This is a genomic window from Microvirga sp., from assembly GCF_014699075.1.
Taxonomy (GTDB): domain Bacteria; phylum Pseudomonadota; class Alphaproteobacteria; order Rhizobiales; family Beijerinckiaceae; genus Microvirga.
Genome location: NZ_JACXAB010000007.1, coordinates 194,422 through 209,992 on the forward strand (window position 1 = coordinate 194,422; position 15,571 = coordinate 209,992).

The 15,571-nt window shown below is 58.7% G+C and carries 20 protein-coding genes; 7 read left to right on the top strand and 13 right to left on the bottom strand.

Features of this window, described 5'->3' with window-relative positions; all coding sequences use genetic code 11:
• Positions 1-88: 88 nt before the first annotated feature.
• The 3 genes from IC232_RS13825 to IC232_RS13835 form a co-directional block, all read right to left on the bottom strand.
• Entirely contained in the window at positions 89-358 is a 270-nt protein-coding gene (locus IC232_RS13825) for a hypothetical protein (RefSeq protein ID WP_190845556.1), read from the bottom strand.
• A 65-nt stretch (positions 359-423) separates the two neighbouring features.
• On the bottom strand, positions 424-828 hold the full coding sequence (locus IC232_RS13830) for a type II toxin-antitoxin system HicB family antitoxin (protein WP_190845557.1): 405 nt from the start codon (positions 826-828) through the stop codon (positions 424-426).
• Positions 829-831: 3 nt separating this feature from the next.
• Positions 832-1,020 (bottom strand): type II toxin-antitoxin system HicA family toxin, encoded by a 189-nt coding sequence (locus IC232_RS13835; protein ID WP_190845558.1) that lies wholly within the window; start codon positions 1,018-1,020, stop codon positions 832-834.
• Between the two features lie 352 nt (positions 1,021-1,372).
• Between IC232_RS13835 and IC232_RS13840 the strand changes: the two genes are divergently transcribed.
• The 3 genes from IC232_RS13840 (at position 1,373) to IC232_RS13850 (ending at position 3,133) form a co-directional block, all read left to right on the top strand.
• Complete coding sequence (locus IC232_RS13840) at positions 1,373-2,239, top strand: HNH endonuclease (protein WP_190845559.1); 867 nt, start codon at positions 1,373-1,375, stop codon at positions 2,237-2,239.
• Positions 2,240-2,332: 93 nt separating this feature from the next.
• Positions 2,333-2,716, top strand: a complete 384-nt coding sequence (locus tag IC232_RS13845) for a hypothetical protein (protein WP_190845560.1) — start codon at positions 2,333-2,335, stop codon at positions 2,714-2,716.
• A 111-nt stretch (positions 2,717-2,827) separates the two neighbouring features.
• Positions 2,828-3,133: a hypothetical protein gene (locus IC232_RS13850; RefSeq protein WP_190845561.1), complete on the top strand. Its 306-nt coding sequence runs from the start codon at positions 2,828-2,830 to the stop codon at positions 3,131-3,133.
• Between the two features lie 104 nt (positions 3,134-3,237).
• On the opposite strand, the gene IC232_RS13855 is transcribed toward IC232_RS13850, so the two are convergent.
• The 6 genes from IC232_RS13855 to IC232_RS33265 all read right to left on the bottom strand — a co-directional run bounded on the left by IC232_RS13855 (position 3,238) and on the right by IC232_RS33265 (position 9,989).
• Positions 3,238-3,879, bottom strand: a complete 642-nt coding sequence (locus IC232_RS13855; RefSeq protein ID WP_190845562.1) for a hypothetical protein — start codon at positions 3,877-3,879, stop codon at positions 3,238-3,240.
• A gap of 17 nt (positions 3,880-3,896) precedes the next feature.
• A complete protein-coding gene (locus IC232_RS13860; RefSeq protein ID WP_190845563.1) occupies positions 3,897-4,406 on the bottom strand; it encodes a hypothetical protein in 510 nt (169 codons plus the stop codon).
• A gap of 1,206 nt (positions 4,407-5,612) precedes the next feature.
• Positions 5,613-6,602, bottom strand: a complete 990-nt coding sequence (locus IC232_RS13865; RefSeq protein ID WP_190845564.1) for a hypothetical protein — start codon at positions 6,600-6,602, stop codon at positions 5,613-5,615.
• Between the two features lie 469 nt (positions 6,603-7,071).
• The gene (locus IC232_RS13870; protein WP_190845565.1) at positions 7,072-7,896 is read right to left on the bottom strand and encodes a hypothetical protein; all 825 of its coding nucleotides are present in this window, start codon (positions 7,894-7,896) and stop codon (positions 7,072-7,074) included.
• A gap of 339 nt (positions 7,897-8,235) precedes the next feature.
• The gene (locus IC232_RS13875; protein WP_190845566.1) at positions 8,236-8,691 is read right to left on the bottom strand and encodes a hypothetical protein; all 456 of its coding nucleotides are present in this window, start codon (positions 8,689-8,691) and stop codon (positions 8,236-8,238) included.
• 44 nt (positions 8,692-8,735) lie between these two features.
• Positions 8,736-9,989, bottom strand: a complete 1,254-nt coding sequence (locus tag IC232_RS33265; protein WP_190845567.1) for a site-specific integrase — start codon at positions 9,987-9,989, stop codon at positions 8,736-8,738.
• A 544-nt stretch (positions 9,990-10,533) separates the two neighbouring features.
• Here IC232_RS33265 and IC232_RS13885 point away from each other — a divergent pair.
• Entirely contained in the window at positions 10,534-10,854 is a 321-nt protein-coding gene (locus IC232_RS13885) for a hypothetical protein (protein ID WP_190845568.1), read from the top strand.
• A gap of 97 nt (positions 10,855-10,951) precedes the next feature.
• Here the strand turns inward: IC232_RS13885 and IC232_RS13890 are convergent, their stop codons facing one another.
• Positions 10,952-11,188, bottom strand: a complete 237-nt coding sequence (locus IC232_RS13890) for a hypothetical protein (RefSeq protein ID WP_190845569.1) — start codon at positions 11,186-11,188, stop codon at positions 10,952-10,954.
• Positions 11,189-11,262: 74 nt separating this feature from the next.
• On the opposite strand from IC232_RS13890, the gene IC232_RS13895 reads away from it, so the two are divergent.
• Positions 11,263-12,693 (top strand): phospholipase D-like domain-containing protein, encoded by a 1,431-nt coding sequence (locus IC232_RS13895; protein WP_312895164.1) that lies wholly within the window; start codon positions 11,263-11,265, stop codon positions 12,691-12,693.
• Positions 12,694-12,705: 12 nt separating this feature from the next.
• Here IC232_RS13895 and IC232_RS13900 read toward each other — a convergent pair whose 3' ends face one another.
• Positions 12,706-13,011, bottom strand: coding sequence for a hypothetical protein (locus IC232_RS13900; RefSeq protein ID WP_190845570.1), 306 nt, complete (start codon positions 13,009-13,011; stop codon positions 12,706-12,708).
• 371 nt (positions 13,012-13,382) lie between these two features.
• On the opposite strand from IC232_RS13900, the gene IC232_RS13905 reads away from it, so the two are divergent.
• Entirely contained in the window at positions 13,383-14,096 is a 714-nt protein-coding gene (locus tag IC232_RS13905) for a hypothetical protein (protein ID WP_190845571.1), read from the top strand.
• A gap of 177 nt (positions 14,097-14,273) precedes the next feature.
• Here the strand turns inward: IC232_RS13905 and IC232_RS13910 are convergent, their stop codons facing one another.
• Positions 14,274-14,471, bottom strand: coding sequence for a hypothetical protein (locus IC232_RS13910; protein WP_190845572.1), 198 nt, complete (start codon positions 14,469-14,471; stop codon positions 14,274-14,276).
• A gap of 33 nt (positions 14,472-14,504) precedes the next feature.
• Positions 14,505-15,077 (bottom strand): PRC-barrel domain-containing protein, encoded by a 573-nt coding sequence (locus IC232_RS13915; protein WP_190845573.1) that lies wholly within the window; start codon positions 15,075-15,077, stop codon positions 14,505-14,507.
• A 222-nt stretch (positions 15,078-15,299) separates the two neighbouring features.
• On the opposite strand from IC232_RS13915, the gene IC232_RS13920 reads away from it, so the two are divergent.
• A complete protein-coding gene (locus tag IC232_RS13920; RefSeq protein ID WP_190845574.1) occupies positions 15,300-15,566 on the top strand; it encodes a hypothetical protein in 267 nt (88 codons plus the stop codon).
• Positions 15,567-15,571: the final 5 nt, after the last annotated feature.

Here is a 15,571-nt window from a genome sequence, read left to right on the forward strand (position 1 = left end):
GAATGGAAGGAACGAATGACTGCGGCTCGTGCCTTCTAAGCTCGGTGAGTGCGGGTCTATCACACCGCCTCAAGGCAAACCCTGCCGCTCAAGCCTCTTGGATCTTTGCGACTTCTTCCTCGATGTCATCGGGGTCTAAGCCACCTTGCGTGTAATAGATCCGAATCCAGCTTTCGAGGTTGTGCCGATTCTGAAATGCAACGGTTACCTTAGCGACACCAAGCGTCGGATCACCGTGTCGCCACGAGTCAGTCACGCACCCGCCAATATGCTTCACCTCATCCTGAATACGACGGGCAAAGCTCTCAGGCGGCTCCTCATCAATCTCGAAGCCGTTGTAGATGTACTCCTTGGCCATAAACGTCCCCTGTTCTGAGTGTCCCATCGGGATGCACTGTCCGCGGGTCCCCTCCCGCAGTCCTGTTAAGCCATTTCCTTTTCCATGAACCGTTTCGCGGCGTGGGCCAGGAACCCGGAGCGGCTATAGCCATGACTCTCGGCGTAACGGTCGATCTGATCGAGAACATCGTTGGGAAGCGTGATGTTCACCCGCACGGCTTTACTTGAGTGCTGTGGTGCCACCACCAGAATGGCAACGCCGTCGCGGTTGTCCGGGTCAGCCATGACCGCCTCCAGGGATGAGGGTTCGGGAACGGGTTCCTCATCCTCCACCAATCCTTCCAAGTGCAGGGCCAATGCCTCTTCAGCCATGGCCCGCGCCTCCTCCAGCGTCGTTCCAGCCGTGACGCATCCAGGCAGATCCGGGAACGACACCCCGTAGTGGCTGTTTTCGTCGGCACGAATGAGTGCAACATATTGGTTGCGCATGGTTCACCTTAGCTTTAGTCCCGCCTGCTTTTCGATGCTGCGGAGTGTTCCGAGGGGAATGTCACGCCGCGGCGTGGGCACCGTCACCCGACCTGGCTTGGTGGGGTGTTTGAACTGAGCGTGGCTGCCCCTGCGCACCACCTCTCCCCATCCGTCCGCTTCAAGCGACGCTATGACATCTCGACTGTCCATAGTGTGTATAAATGCGCATTGAACTCGACTAAGTCAACTCGCCTTGATGGACAACAGTTTACCTAGCGGTGCCTTTCTGGATCCGTACTCCTTACTCCCTGCTGTTTTGACGAGCGTCACCGGGCAGCTCCTGCCACCGTTCCCACGGAGCGTATTCCTGTTGATGCAATGTAACGAGGGATGATCGGACGAGTGATGGGACGGATCATGGCCTAGCCGGTCACATCCCTCCATCGTTTGGCAATGACGGCGGCCCCAGCGAGCGCCATCCCAAGCAGGCTGACCTTTGGTGGTATCGCTCGTCTCGACGACGCCCCTAGTTCTTAAAGCATCAATCAGGGCGGAGATGGCAATGCCACATGGCATCGACGTGCCAATCGGGAAAATCGTCAAACGGCACCTCAATGCCATCAAGGACTACTGCGAAGCCAATCCTACGGAACTCGAAAATCTGATGGATCCAGCATATTCGAGCAAGATCTTTGGCCTCGGCAGGTTGCCCTTCTTTGCAGAGGTTGGCAGCCCCGTTTTACGGGACGAGAACACCAGATACTGGCAAGACCCAGTTTTCACCGTCAACGGCAAAATCGTGAGAGTGTGCAGTCAATGGGTCGTAGAACGTCACTTGGTGCCCTTCCAGCAGTACCTAGTCAGCAAAAATATCGCCACGACATACGACCCACCCAGCCCTGCTCCCACCCGCCGCGGCATCCCATCACGTCAACGCATGAACACTCGTTACAGAGCTTATCGCATTGCTGATGCACAGAATGCTGTCATCCGGCATATCTTAAGCAACCTCGGTGAAGAGACGTTCAACGAGGCTGATTGGGAAAATACAAAGCAGTACTTTTCCAACAGGTGCGCCTATTGCGGTATACAAGGAAGCCTACAGATGGATCACGGCTTTCCGATCAACAAAAGCAAGTTAGGGGAGCACCGGATCGGCAATCTCATTCCAAGCTGCGGAATATGCAATAACAGCCGAAAAGGGGACAAGGACTTCAAGGAGTTCCTAGGCTCCGACGCCGACAAGATCCGCCTGATAGAAGAGTATATGGAAAGCAGGCAATACACTCCGCTTGCGGGCAATGCCCAGGTCAAAGATATTCTTGAGATGGCCTATAAGGATGTCGCCGTTCTTGCTGAACGATACGTCGCGATTCTCGAAACATTACTGTCCAGCGCCGCTCCCCCGACGCAGGCTGACCCGCCTTAATCGGAAGGCAGGATTAGGTGCCGTATTGCTTGGGTTTTTTTACCAAGCGGTGATGATCAAACCCCTGAAACGACCACCCGATAGGAGGACACAATGGAAGCATGGCGCGGCGGTGTGCAAACGGGCTATGTTTCACGGGTCTTAACCGGTCCAGCGGAAACGTCCGAGGCAGTGCAGTTGAGTTGTGCAAAGAGCCCAGGCTTTGCTGGCACACCTGTGGGTGTCGGGCAAATGGGACTCAAGATGCGCTTCTCAATTAAGTCAGCAGGCGGGGGCGAGACCCTGTTGGTGTTGTGGGCTGATCCTAAGGAAGACTTTGAGCGAATGCTCATGCTGATGATGAAAGCCAACTCTGACGCGACAGAAGCGGCTTTCAACAAGGCAAGGGAGCGCAGCGAGTTGGAGAAGAAGAAGAGCAGCTACAGTATGAGGCAGTGGGCCGAATTGGCCACCAAGTACAGGCATTGGGATGATTAGGAGGCTATGCCGAGTGGATGTCGCGTTGAGCAATGATCCGGGTCGGCGAACGGACTTATGGCGTCTAAACCTCTGACAACCAGCAGAACGTTAACTGACCGGAGATGAGACATGGCGCGGTACACTTCGCCAAAGTTGGATGGGCACAAGGTGGCTTTCAGAGGAAGGAGGTTTTGGATCATCGAAGTCGAGGAAGGCCGGGACTTCGACTGGATCAGCAAGGGCATGGGGGATGTCGCGATCTACGATACGGCAGACCAACTGACGATCGGATCAGCATCGAGAAAAGAAGGCGGTGGCTTCATCTGTACCGTGATGTGTGGCCCTCATGCGTTTCAGTACGATGTACCGAGAGTAGAAGATCTCGGTCGGGTTGCGGATGCCGAACTAAACAGATTGTCGAAAGCGATGGGCTGAGGCGTTATGCACCTCCCGCTTCTAGGTTCTCATCACCCTCGGTGTCATGATGTGCTCGACCGTGTTCGAGGGGCGTAGGTGAAACGCAGACCGAGGTTGAGATCCTATTCCTCCAACTCGCGTTTCGCATTGAAGCGGCACGCCTCTGGGGCGTGGGCGAACGCCGCTGCAGCGAGTTGGCCATCAATGAGAGCAATCACGGGGTTTACCAACAGGCGGGCAACGTCCTCCCGCCGTCTGACTGCGACGAGCGGCACAACATAGAACCAGCAGCCTGTGGCAAACGGTGCGACAGGATAGTCCGCGTCAAACCAGCAGAGCAACCTTTCGTCGCGCAACTCATGATCATCGAGGAACGGCCAGTGGAGGAACTCATTGGGTTCGTATGGAGCGTAGAGTTCGTTGGAAATCCAAGTGACCGCAACTGCGGCCTCACCCGCACCCTCGCTCGGCCCATTCTCGCAGCCGAGATCGAGAAAGTATTGCACAAAGCCGTGGATCGGCTTCCGGCCCCGTGTCACCTTTCGCTTGCAGGTTGATGTCGTCAAAACGCCGGTCGTCAACCATCCATTCGGATCCTTGATCCTGCCTGCATCCTCTAGATCGTCAAAAGCATATTTTTTGTGGGTTGTGCCGACGTTCGCAAGCTCCTCTCCGCATACCCGCATCATGGCTTCACTCTCTGTGGAAACGGCTCTCAAAAGAGCGGCTGCAGCAGGAATTCCCCTCCCGATGTCTGACACCATTTTAGGACCTACTCTCGTTACTGCGCTGCTCCTTGAAAAAATGCAGGCGCTGACGTTGCTGGAATAATCGCGTAGGGCCATGCAAAGGCCGTTGCGTTGAAAAATGCTGGCGCGCCTGCCGAGATGGCCGGTGGCCGGTCGAGGGCGGCGAGGTGATCGAAACCCTCGAACGTCTTTTCACCGAACATATTGAGGACGCGAAGCGCGTCGCGTCGCCAGTGTTCAATATGCGAAGGCAACCCATATGAAGCTTGCTGGAGGCGAGTGGCAACTGCGTTCCAGGTTACAAGGCGGCGGCCCTCTTTCCACCCTGCAAAGCGGGCATCAAGTTCTAAGGATCGGTCCTCGTCGTCCCAGTGGCGCGTGGCTTGCTCTGGCGTCCTGACAAGAAAAACGTGGAGGGTTTCGATCTGATTCTGACGGAAGCACAGCCACTGCCGACTTCCTTGCTTCTCATGGAAGCCCGCGTCCCATTTCGCTTCAAGGATGAGTCGTAAAGGCCCGCTCTTGAATACGATGTCGATCACAGCATCTGGCTCGACAAAGCGCCCATCAAGTTTCCGTCTCCGCCAAAGATCAACTCTGAGGGAGTCCGGCAACCCGTTCCAAGGGGATAGCACCTCCCCGAGGACAATCCTCAACACCGACCACGAACTTTGTAGGTCCTGATAGGCCGCGCACCCGAGCATCGCTCCAAAAACCGTGTCCTCACGTGGCTCTCGACCCCGATTGAGCACGGCCCTGAGTTTGCCTTTTGTGAGAGTTTGCAACATGCACCTACACCAGACTGATCACCCGCTCTCGGGCGCGCTACGCATCAAGTTGAGTGTTACCGATCTCAGCAGTTACAAACCGAAGCGTTCACCGAGACGGAATGGATGGGCCTCTTGGGTCGCTTGGAAGTCGCCGCTTGGCCGTTAGCTCTTCCAGCAGCGTCGATCCTCAGTATGTTGCCCTCCCCTTGGTTGACCGATCTCCTGGTGTGCAAGTCCACAAATTCTTGCATTTCACTATTGCGCAACAGCCAATCAGAACGCCAGAAGGTATTACGGTGTACCTCATCTAAGGAGCCGGGCGAAAACTGATCTTGCACCGGGACAAACAATGCCTGATCTGGTGACATTGGAGTTCCTATTGCGGCTTGGCCACCACCGACAAAGTCGCTAGTAAGTTATCGCGAGGTCCGCGGAAAAGGGCGTAAATACCCCCAAAACCTGAGCAGCCTTAGCATTAAACAAGCAACGAAATTAGCATACTACTTCGACCCACTAGGCTATCAAGGCGCAGAGTTTGTTTGAGGAAAGACGCACAATCAAAGCAACTGGCCGCTCTCTGCCTGTATCAGGCTACCCGAGAAGGTTCAATTACCCCGAACGCGTCGTCGGCCTCAAGGTGTCATCCCTCCGTTGTTCTTCACTCTGACGAAGTGCCTTGCAGAACGTGTCAGCGATATGCCGTGCAATCCAGCGCAAGTCCGCCGCCAGCGGTGTAACGGCTGCGATTTACGACCTACCTCGTTGCGTACGTTGCGGTTGCACTGCGTGACTTAGATAGGGATTGGGGTAAAGCAGGCATAAGTCTGGATAACCGAGACTTGCCCGAGTCCCTCAGAAAAAGCCTCAGCCGCAAGCGTCGAACAATCGTCCAATCCGCATAGTCGGCATTGCCGCGGCTGGAGTAGTGCCCGTTCATGGAGCCTCAGTGGCTGAGGGTGTAACGGACGCGGCGCTATTTTACCGCTGTGGTCTCCGTCCGCGCGGTTGCGCTGGCGCAGTAGCACCACCCCGGTAGCCTCGATCCCGCGCCAACTGCTTCGCCTGTCGGAGAACCCTTAGACCCATTCCCGATGCGGCGCAGAGGTCAGGTTTCTTCAGATTGCCGATCATGGCAATCAGCAGCCTTCGTTGAGGACCATAAATCGCCTCGCGAAATTGAAACCACTTTTTCTGGTGCTGCGATCCGGGCTGAAACCCAAAGTTCTTGACAGTGCGATACCCAAAGCGGGTGTCCTTAGCCATATAGCCTATGGCTCCTCGCAGATCATAGATATCTCTGGCGTGAAACCGATCAGCCCCAAAGCGGGTGGCCGGGAACCTCTTCTTGATCGCCGCAATCTGCTTCGCAGTGGCCCAAACCAGCCCATGCCAATGCACTTCAATCGCAACTCGACGACTTCCCTCATAACGGCGAACAGCAAAGTCGGCCTGCAACAGGTACGGAGCACCCCGCAATCCACGCTGCACAGCCTTCCGCATACGGCTCAACACCCAGCGCAGATCGCTCTCAGAGGGTCTACGGGGATAGGTGCTGAACATCCAGTCATCCGCAATGATCGTCACCATCCATGGCGTGTTGTCAAAGGCAGTGCCGTCAATTACCTCCTGCAAGATCCCCGACCATCGCTCTCTTGCGTATGGATTGAGAGCGTGAAGGTGGCGGGCGTAAGACTTACTGAAAACATGCTCCCATTCCCGCACTTCCTGCCGGATGGCCAGTTCCTTGAGACCTTTGTCCCTTAATCCACTTTCGATAGCGGCTTGGAGCAGTTCCGACTGTTCAGCATTTGTGGGTGGCTTGAGTCTTCCTTTCTCCGACTTGGTTGTTGGTGCGGATGTGACCTGTTTGGTGCCGCCCTCGTCATTTTCCCACTGCCGTCGAGGAAGCTGCTTGCGCTGAGACGGCGGTTGGCGCTGAATGTATTCTCCTATGAACTGACCTATCATCACTTACCTCATCAATACAGGTTACCCGTGCACCCGTGATGCCTTGCATCGCGCTATGCGTGTGCAACTCAGGTGATTTTACTGAGGCTGTTTTGATGGCTCTATGGGTCTAGTTGATGGGGCAACTGGCCTGTTTGGTGAATATCACTTGGTAACTTAAGGCTGAGAGTGCCGTCGGGGGTGTGTGCGGTGCTGATCCTGGACCAGGCGGACTGGAATGACATGCCTACCTTGCACGTGCCAAAGACCGTCATGCTGCTGCCGCTGCCGTCCACCTCGCCGCAGTTGGGTCCCGTAGAACGGATCTGGCCGTATCTGCGCGAGCGATATCTCTTGCTTCTGATCGTGCTTACCTATCCCGCTAGAGCATTGGATGAGATGTCGACTCCGACGACTTCTGCATTTCGGCAATCCTGGCCCCACGTCGGAGCCGCCGGTGGTGCGTCCACTTAACGGTCCGATGCGTTGATCAGGCTTCCCAAGGTTTGTAGGTTGTCCAATCTTCCGAGGCGTTCGGCTTTTTTGGCGATTTCTTGGGGAGGCGGAGGACAACTTCTTCACCGGAAGGCCGCGCAATGACGGTCAGCTTTTTGGTGCGTCCTCGGCGCGCGATCTCGTCGAGTTTTCGGGTAAGAGCAGCAGAGTGCCGGATTCTGGGATTCTGGTCGTGTGAGACGCCATCGTGAATGCCGGGACTTGCATCCTGTTGTTGGCCCGGATTGTCTATTTTCTGCTGCTTTTCACCTTGGCTATCTTCTGCTCTTTCCGGCTCTGGATCACCCAAGTCGAGATAGGAATCGGTAGGATCGAGTGCCGGGTTGCGTCTCGGGCGGTTCTTGACGGCGGCCTGGTACATCTTCTTTAGACCGCCTGAGGCTTTGATATGGCGCGGAATGTCGGCTGGCTTGATGTTCCGGATAAAGGCGTCTTCGAGGGCACGGGCGTACCACCATCCGCGCTGATACCCGTTCCCCGATTCCCCGGCGAAGGTTGCCTCCATGACCAGATAGAGCACCCGACCATGGTCCTTGTCGCGCCGGGGCCTGGGGTTGGGCCTTTTCTTTCTACGATGCGCCCAGAGTTCGCTGGTGTTGATGTACCGGACCCAGTCGTCCCAATGGGTCGTGAGGTGGAGGGCGACCGCGAACGGCACGGCCACTAAATGGTTCAATGCCTCTTGCCGCTGCTGTTCCGATCCCAGAAGAGCAGTACTGCAGCCGGTTGTGGCTTGCACCGGATCGTCTTTGACGAGTGCGAGTAACGAGCGGGTTGTCGCGCGAGCATCATCTATCATGGCAGGTCCCGCGGCTGAATGTTCAGACGGTCCGAAGATCGGGCGTGTGCGGCGTGGGTAGCCTATCGCTTACCTGCGACGGTTCGCTCGGCGGTGCTGTGCAATAGCGGGCTGAGTCGTGCCTCGGCCCATTGTAGGAGATCGGGCGTTTCATAAATCGCACGCCCGTTCCAAATGCGATAAGGGCAGCCAGTCCCTGCGACGGCTTGCTTGGCCATCGTGGCCGGAGAAATCGGGTAGCCGTTTTCGGTCAGAAACCGAGCGGCTTCGGTACGAGTGAGATGGGGCATTGCCAGTCCTTTTAATACATGAAGCGTATCATGTCTCTTAGGCACGAGGTCATATTTGGGCGCGGTAGGGTTTGAGGTCCAGCACGAGAACGTTTTGATCCCCGCGCCGGTATGCTTGTTGGACCTCAACGAGCCTCGGCTGCTCGCAGCCCTCGCCTCCTGGGATAGGGAGAACAAGGCATGGATGCCGAAGCGTATGCGTGACCGCACCGACGAGGTCGGTTTGCAACTCGGCTGCCGTCGTCTCCCCCAACCCGCGCACCAGCCGTTTGATGCTACCGATCGGCAACCCGAGATGGTTGAGTTGGAGCAGAATAATCGCCTTCAGGAGGCTTTCACGGGCGTAAAGGCGCTTCTTGCCCTTGCCTGTGTTGACCGCCCCGATTGTCTGGAGAAGGCCCTCCTCCGTGAAATGACGAACGATGCGGATCGTATCGGCATCGCGGCCAAGTCCGAGGTCGTCTAGTTTAGCGGCAAGTGCCGTCGCTGTGTAGGTTTCGTCCATGGGCTGATATCTAGCGCAGTTGAAGCCATGAAGCAAGATCTGCTTCATGATTCTTTGATAAGAGCCTGCGCAACGGTGTCAGCCGCGTCAGTTGCTACTCGCCGGACGGCTTCTGTCTGTAGATGGGCATATCGCTGGGTCGTTCGTGCCTGTCGATGCCCGAGGACAGCCCCGGTCAGATACAAGGAGGCACCGGCGTTCACAGCCTGTGAGGCGAAGCTATGCCGAAGGTCGTGCAGTCGAACCCCATCAAGGCGTGCTTTGGAGCGCAGTTTGACCCAAACCTTCTGCAATCCAACAATTGGCCCGCTGCCACGGTTCGACGGGAACACCCAGGCGCTCGTCTGCCCCTGGCCGAGATCCCTCAGCAGGCCCACGGCTTGATCACTGAGTGGCACAATCCGAGGCCCCGTCTTGCCTGTCGCCAGGTGCAGCACCCCCCTTTCGAGATCCACTTCCTCCCACCTCAACCTCGCGATTTCCGAGCGGCGGCATCCAGTAAGGGCAAGCAGCCGGATCGCATTGGTGAATGCGCGGCTTGTCCCGTGATCCTCTAGCCATTGCATGGCCTCACCAACCCTCAACCACTCCTCCCGCGTCAGAAAACGGCCTGGCTGCTCACCTGTCTGCGCTCGAACGTGCTGCGTTGGGTTCCGCACCACGTAACCCGCCCGGATGCCAAACCTGAACGCTGCCCCCAGCACAGCCAAGCAACGCCCAGCAATGCCCCGACCTCCTTCGACGATAGCCCGTCCTCGAGATTTGGTTTTTTCGTCGCATCGGGTAACCCCATTCGAAACATCCGCAACGAACCTGACGATATCGGCCTCCGTTAGGGTCTCGACGGGCTTGTTGCCCAGGAGCGGCAGGATATGCCGCGTGATGTTTGAGCGATCCGTATCCCAACTGGATGGGCGTTTGCCTGGTTTGAAGGCCGGTCCCTCCGCGAGATAAAGGCGGCACAGGTCACTCACGGTAGCCACGGGCAACACCGCAGGAGGGTGATCCCTTACCTCAGCGGGATCAACCCCTGTCGCAACAATCCCAAGCACGCGCTTTGCCGCGAGGCGGGCATCATCGACGGTCAACCGACCGTATCGACCTATCGTGTAAAACCGCTGTCGTCCTTTGAAGCTGTACTTTACAACGAAGGAGGCATCCCGCACCTGCCGACGTACCCCGAAACCGGTGACTTCGGAGTCCCAGATCGCCTCGCCGGGCTGGAGGGCGTCAACCACACGCTTGCTCAAGCGAACCCGCTTGGAAGCAGCGCGTTCCTGCTGTTTTCTCTCATCCATCGCTAACAGCCGCTGCGCTTACAACACGATAGTAGCAACAATTTAGCTACAAGGCGAGCAACAGCTACAGCGATAGCTGGCTACTTCAGGATATTGCGAGCGATGGACGACCCTTTTAAAATCAATTACTTAGGATTGCTGCCGACAGCAGGCAAAAGCCTGCTTCGGCCTTACCGCTGCAATCGCACTGCAGAGGTCAGGGGTTCGAATCCCCTCAGCTCCACCAAGCCCCCGATCCTCTTTCATTCTGTAATAGTGCCGCGCAACGGGGTCGTACACGCTTGCCGCCGATGCGGCACCGGGCGTTCAGCCCGTTGAGGACATTGGCACCTCAACCGTCGTCCATCGTCTCACGAACCGCCCCGAATGTGTCCCAGGCAGCGTCCGGCTGGACTTTGGCTGCGCGGGGGCGTCCGGCATGATCGAGTAAGAGGCGTACCGATTTGTCCGGAGGTGCGGCGTTTACCTTATGTCTTAAAGCTTTTTCGATACTTTGTTGCTAAAAGCTCTTCTGGGTCAAAGATCCAGATCAAAGGACATAACAATGGCTCTGACGGGGCGTTTTAATCTCAGGAAATCTTTTTCCGGACGGATCATTTTACAGGTTGAAGAAGAAGTGGAGAGCACATGGGGGCTCTTCTCGCAGAAGCGCAAGTTCCGCAGGCGCTGGAGGGACGCGAAGTCGATGGATCTGCCGGCGACGGAGCTTCGTTCGTTGATGGATCTGCGCAACCGACCACAGTTCATGCAGGCCTTCGAGCCGACACAAGTGGCGCGTCCGTCGGCTCTTAAGACGGATCCAGTCCAGTCGACAGTCGCCGGTTCTGCCTTACCTGGCGAAGGGAGTGCGGCGACAGCGCACTGATGAGCAGCCTGATCACCTGAGATAAAGTGGTTGGGCTTCGCCTCTCATCTTAGCATCGGTCCCGCGCTCCCGCGGGACCGACTTGCCGCATGTCCGCTCACGCCCTGCGGCTCTCCAGGCAGATGCGTGCCGACTGGCATTGAGGGATGTTGCCGAAGATGCTCTCCGGTGAGGTCCGGCCGGTCCAGACGTTCAGGGCTGTGGCCAGCACCCAGAGAGGTTCGGCCATGGCACGATCGGCAAGCCCCGGCAGCGAGGCCTCGGCGCAGGCTCTCACATCGGCGATCACGGCCTCCTTCGGAACCTTGGGTGACTGCGCCCGGTTTACAGCCAAGGCACCTTGGATGATCCCACGCTCGCCCAGAGGAACCGAACATGCAGGGCGGTGGGGCGATGGAGAGAGCAGCAGTGCAAGTCTTGCGGCCCGATCATACATGCTGGCGGATCGAGCAGGCTGACCGGATTGCCCTCATCGTCGATGCCGCTGACTACTTTCAGGCCGCTCAGTCGGCCATGCTCAAGGCGCAGCATTCCATCCTCATGATCGGATGGGATTTCGATACGCGCATCGATCTCGACCCCACGGGCGAAACAGGCGAGTATCCCCGGCGGCTGGGGGCCTTCCTGACATGGCTGGTCGACACCAAGCCGGATCTTCACGTCAACATCCTGAAGTGGGACCTCGGCATGGTGAAGTCCCTGTGGCGGGGCACGACTCTCTTCCGGGTGGCCCAGTGGGCTTGGCATGAGCGCATCACCTTCAAGCTCGATGGCGCCCACCCGCCCGGCGCGGCGCACCACCACAAGATCGTCGTGATCGACGACGCCGTTGCGTTCTGCGGCGGCATCGACATGACAGGCGATCGCTGGGACACGTCGGAGCACCGCGACGACGATCCGCGCCGCCGCCGCCCCTTCACGCGGCGTGCCTACGGGCCATGGCATGACGCCACTACGGCCGTCAGTGGAGCGGCGGCCAAGGCGCTTGGGGATCACGCCCGTGAGCGCTGGAAGCGAGCCTCGGGAGAGGTCCTGGCGCCGCCGCCTGCCGGTTCGGACCCCTGGCCCGACCGCCTGCCTGTGGACATGGCCGACGTGGCGGTCGCGATCGCCCGGACCATCCCGGCCTACGACGATCAGGCAGAGGTGCGCGAGATCGAAGCCCTGTACCTCGCCGCGATCGCAGCCGCTCGTCGAAGCATTTACTTTGAAAGCCAATACTTCGCCTCGCGTGCCGTCGCGGAGGCGATTGCACTGCGCCTCGACGAGCCGGACGGACCCGAATTCGTGATCGTCAATCCTGAATCGGCGGAAGGCTGGCTTGAGGAGGAGGCCATGGGCTCGGCGCGAGCCCGTCTCCTGGCCATGCTCAGACGCCGCGACCGTTTCGGGCGCCTGCGGGTTTATACGCCCGTCACCGCGGGGGAGCAGCCGATCTATGTGCACGCCAAGATCATGATCATGGATGACCGGCTGCTGCGGGTGGGGTCATCCAACCTGAACAACCGCTCCATGGGCTACGACACCGAGTGCGACCTCGCCCTCGAGACGGAGGACGACACGCCTGTAGCCGACGTGATCCGCAGGTTTCGGGCCGGGCTGCTGGCCGAGCATCTCGGCACGTCGCCGGAGCAGGTCTCCGCCACCATGGCCGAGAAGCGTTCGCTGATCGCGGCGATCGAGGCGCTTTCAGGCCCCGGGCGCTCTCTTCGGCCGTTTGATCCTCCGGAAATCAACGATGCGGAGAAGGCGCTGGCGGACCACGAACTCCTCGATCCGGAGCGCCCGCGCTCCCTCTTGCAGGCCCTGTCCCGGCCTCACCTGCCTATTTTCAGGTGACGATAAGCGTCATCACGCCCCACGGCTCTCCAGATACATACGTGCCGACTTGAGGGCCGACTCGCATTGGGGAGTGTTGCCGAGGATGCTTTCAGGGGCAGTTTGGCCGGTCCAGACGTTCAGGGCCGTGCTCACCACCCAAAAGGGTTCGGCCATGGCGCGATTTGCCAATCCCGGCAGCGAGGCCTCGGCGCAGGTTCTCACATCGGCGATCACGGCCTGAGGCGCCCGAGCCTGTGCCAGACGCTCGCTCATCTCCGCCTGGAGCGGATCGACGATCAGGAGGCTGACGAGGGAAGACAGGATTTCTTGAAGCATGACCATCTCTGTGCCGGCGGCCGGATCGAAAGCGATCCGACATCACGCAGGCGCCACCGCTTCCTGCGTCAGAGGGGCCCGGATCAGGGGTCTGGTTGAAACGTAAGCATGAACGGCCGCGGTTCAAGGTCCGGGCAGGGCGGAGTGGATGATGTTGCGCCACGCGTGGCGACCCTGATGAGCGAACATTTGGGTCCGGGTGGTGGAGTCGTCGTTAGCTGGAAGATCCGATTCCTATTCAGCCCTGCAAGTTCGCCAGAGGGTGCAGCAACGTCATTATTCCAGTGCCGGAGCCTCAAAGTTGCCGTGATTGCCCCGGCATGAGCGGAGCTGCACACATCAAGTGATTTGCGGAGCAAATCGTCAGCATCATGAGTTCTTCGCCTCAGCACCGAACCGGTTTCGTCTTTCCTTGGTCTGCTGACGATCAATCGCGTCATGAACTCATCGAGAAGCTCGAACAGGTCTACAGGCTGTACCATCTGCGCTGGCAGACAGTGCAGCAATACGGTGGGGCCGCGCGCCCGCTGCTTCATCGGATCGGCAGGGCATTCGATCAGACAGCTCTGGCCACCGCGCTGATCGTGCTTCCGAAAGTATTTGCCGAATGGGACAGGCTGCGCCCCATCCTGATGTCAAACGCCCGGACATTGCTTCCCTTCGTTCCGCTGGTGAAGACCGCAGAGGACGAAGCCCTCGAACAGGATCCTGTCTGGAACCTCCTGGGGGAGTTCAAGACGCTTGCACCCGAACAACAGGATAAGGCTGCCAAGAACCTGGCGCTCCTGTGGGGACACTTCGAGGAAACCTTCGGAGGCCTGAGCGGCTTTCTCGCGGAGCCGCCGACGGAACAGGCGCTCTATCTCGACAAGCTCGACACGGCCTCCCGACGCATGAAGCTCGCCCGAGGTTCGGATGTGGCCTTCCACTATGTCACGGTCGAAGTGATGCGGCTTTACGTGACCTGCCTGCAGACGAAGCGCTCGGATCGAGCTGCTCTCTCGCTCGCGACCGCCGCTGCCGCTCTGATCAATCGCGGGCGCATGATGACACCGGCGATCACGCACCAGCCCGCAGCCGCCTGACACATCATCCGCGCAGCAGTTTCAGGCACGCTGGCACGACAAAGAAAAAGGCCTGAGCGGAGAGACCGTCAGGCCGTCGAGTTGCCAGAGGGAACGAAGGGATTCAGAAGGACAACGGCCAAGCCTCGCTGCGGTTCCCGGCCGGTGCAGGATTCCCGAGATCCTGCTTACAGCGCATCAGCGCGGTGCCGCCTCGATCGCGTTCTGCTCGACGACGCGTTCGATCATCTCCGTCTCGCTCTTGATGCAGTAGAGCGGCATGCCGCCGGCGGTTGTCGGAAGCAGGCGCAGCACCCTGAAGACATCGTACGGAAGAACCCGGCAGGATGAGCAGGGCCTGACCATCTGGCCGATTTTGAACACATGCGCGATCATGGCGATCCTCCGGAATATAATGGAGCGGCGATGTCAGATCGGACCTCGCGGGACGTCGTGCCAGTAATCCCGCATCTCCTGTTCGCGCCTGCGATCGGGCCAGACCGTATCGTCGCCGTAGAAGGCCGGCGCGCCTTGAACCTGGGCCTCGGTCACGTCGGTGCGGTAGCCCTCGAGCTCCTTGTCGTAGGAGAGCTTGTCCCACGGGATCGTATGATGCTGGACACCCAGACTGAAAAAACCCCCGAAGGTGACGTCGACATAGAGGACGCGGCCGCTCACCTTCTCGATCAGGAGACGCTTGATCGTGCCGATCTGCCGCGCGTGCGGATCATAGACAGCCGTTCCCTGCACCCGGTCGCTTTCGATCACCGGATGGACCGAGGTGGCGCGGTTGACAGGTCCCCAGAGATAGAAGCCGTTCTCCAGGATCCCCGCCGCCACGATGGCGCGGCTGATGCCCTGACTCCATTCGTCATCGGGGCCGATCTGCTGCACGAGGGCCCATGGACCCAGATCGGACGGAAGAGCCTCGCCCGTGGAGCTCTCGGCAAATCCGCGGAGACCGGGCTCCGCCCCGGATTGAAACACGTAATAGGTTCTCATGAGCGCCTCCCCTGCACCAGGATCGATCGCATCGCCCCCTCCGCATGAGCGGGTGTGAAGCCTGCTCATGCGACGATTGTAGACCTCCATGGTTCGCCATCAAACAGGCAACATCATGTCGCAAGGCTGCGGCTTGCATCGTTGGAAGAAAGAGCGTTCGATGATAGGCTCGAAGGCAAATGAAATGGGCCTCTCATCGCAGGGAAGGAACAGGTGGCAGACTTGGCGATATCCTTGCTGGTCGTCCTCGCGGGCGCCGTCGGAATGCTCCTCCTGCTCCTGACATGGTTCGGCAGCCGAAGCATCACGCCCGAGATCGAAGACGATCTCGATCCGATTCTGGGGCCTCGGGATCCCACGGCCATCTATGAGTCGCACGGTCCCTTCATTCCCATGCCGGCTCACCTGAGAACGAGCGATCAGATGGTCGATTGGATGACCAAGGAACTGCCTAAACTGACGGCGGAAATCGCGAATCCGCGGACTTGATGGGG

Excerpts from the sequence above, each read along its gene's own strand:
- IC232_RS13825 (WP_190845556.1), bottom strand. The coding sequence starts at position 358 with ATGGCCAAGGAGTACATCTACAACGGCTTCGAGATTGATGAGGAGCCG.
- IC232_RS13830 (WP_190845557.1), bottom strand. The coding sequence starts at position 828 with ATGCGCAACCAATATGTTGCACTCATTCGTGCCGACGAAAACAGCCAC.
- IC232_RS13835 (WP_190845558.1), bottom strand. The coding sequence starts at position 1,020 with ATGGACAGTCGAGATGTCATAGCGTCGCTTGAAGCGGACGGATGGGGA.
- IC232_RS13840 (WP_190845559.1), top strand. The coding sequence starts at position 1,373 with ATGCCACATGGCATCGACGTGCCAATCGGGAAAATCGTCAAACGGCAC.
- IC232_RS13845 (WP_190845560.1), top strand. The coding sequence starts at position 2,333 with ATGGAAGCATGGCGCGGCGGTGTGCAAACGGGCTATGTTTCACGGGTC.
- IC232_RS13850 (WP_190845561.1), top strand. The coding sequence starts at position 2,828 with ATGGCGCGGTACACTTCGCCAAAGTTGGATGGGCACAAGGTGGCTTTC.
- IC232_RS13855 (WP_190845562.1), bottom strand. The coding sequence starts at position 3,879 with ATGGTGTCAGACATCGGGAGGGGAATTCCTGCTGCAGCCGCTCTTTTG.
- IC232_RS13865 (WP_190845564.1), bottom strand. The coding sequence starts at position 6,602 with ATGATAGGTCAGTTCATAGGAGAATACATTCAGCGCCAACCGCCGTCT.
- IC232_RS13870 (WP_190845565.1), bottom strand. The coding sequence starts at position 7,896 with ATGATAGATGATGCTCGCGCGACAACCCGCTCGTTACTCGCACTCGTC.
- IC232_RS13875 (WP_190845566.1), bottom strand. The coding sequence starts at position 8,691 with ATGGACGAAACCTACACAGCGACGGCACTTGCCGCTAAACTAGACGAC.
- IC232_RS33265 (WP_190845567.1), bottom strand. The coding sequence starts at position 9,989 with ATGGATGAGAGAAAACAGCAGGAACGCGCTGCTTCCAAGCGGGTTCGC.
- IC232_RS13885 (WP_190845568.1), top strand. The coding sequence starts at position 10,534 with ATGGCTCTGACGGGGCGTTTTAATCTCAGGAAATCTTTTTCCGGACGG.
- IC232_RS13900 (WP_190845570.1), bottom strand. The coding sequence starts at position 13,011 with ATGCTTCAAGAAATCCTGTCTTCCCTCGTCAGCCTCCTGATCGTCGAT.
- IC232_RS13905 (WP_190845571.1), top strand. The coding sequence starts at position 13,383 with ATGAGTTCTTCGCCTCAGCACCGAACCGGTTTCGTCTTTCCTTGGTCT.
- IC232_RS13910 (WP_190845572.1), bottom strand. The coding sequence starts at position 14,471 with ATGATCGCGCATGTGTTCAAAATCGGCCAGATGGTCAGGCCCTGCTCA.
- IC232_RS13915 (WP_190845573.1), bottom strand. The coding sequence starts at position 15,077 with ATGAGAACCTATTACGTGTTTCAATCCGGGGCGGAGCCCGGTCTCCGC.